Raw genomic sequence first — 956 nt, 5'->3', positions numbered from 1 at the left:
AAGCCGGAATCCAAACCGACCAGCATCAAGCCCAAGCCATAGACCAAGCCCATAATCATCATAACCATCAGCTGGCCACGCAGAAACTCGCCCAAAACTTCATCCATATTGCCGCTGATACGCGTGTAGGTCTCGATAAAACGGCGTGGAACCAATTTGCTGATTCCGGAAGACCAACGTTTCCAGTCCAACAAGAAGTAATACAGCAGCAAAGGCAGCAACACCAAATTGCTGACACCGCTGATGACGTTACCGCTCTGACGCATCAAGGTCGGAATCCATTCTTTGAGCGTATTGCTCAACTCATCAGTATGCGACTGCAACCATGCGATGATTGATTCTTGATCGATTTGAATATAATCCCCACTGACGCTGTTGAGCCACGGCAGCAGTTTGTTTTGAACAAAGCCTACGATTTGCGGCAGGCGTTCAGCCAGATTGTTAAACTGGTTCAACAACATAGGTACGATAATCAGCACCAACGACAGCAATATCAGCAAAGCCAGTGCCATAATAATCATGGAGGCCGGCGCGCGGCGGATACGCTTCAATTGCAGCCACTCGACCAAGGGATTCAAAACATAGGCCAAAACGGCGGCCACGATAAACGGCGTCAAAACATCGCCTAAGGCATATAAAAGCCAAATAAAGGCTGCGATAACGCAAGCCATAATAATCCACGGTTTTGCGCCGCGCGCTTTCTTTTGATACATAAAAAGGTATTTCCCAATTGATGTTTAAGGTTTTCAAAATCAATAAGCAGTATAACAGATTCGCAAAGGCCGTCTGAAAGCGCGACGGCTATTTAAGATAAAATAAAAATTGTTGACAATAATGCCAAAAAATTCAGCCTGAATCCTCTAATTTAAGATAAAATACGCTCCGACAATCTACCCATACCCGAATAAGGAAATCCAATGAGCACTTCTTTGAGCTATCGTGACGCAGGCGTGGAT

The 956-nt window shown here is 45.5% G+C and carries 1 protein-coding gene; it reads right to left on the bottom strand.

What is annotated here, in order from left to right:
- On the bottom strand, positions 1-713 hold a 713-nt coding region (locus tag ACTHS3_RS15050; RefSeq protein WP_440368375.1), incomplete at its 3' end, for an AI-2E family transporter.
- Positions 714-956: the final 243 nt, after the last annotated feature.

Source organism: Neisseria sp. P0009.S007, from assembly GCF_051962515.1.
This window is presented reverse-complemented; position numbering and strand designations above follow the sequence as displayed.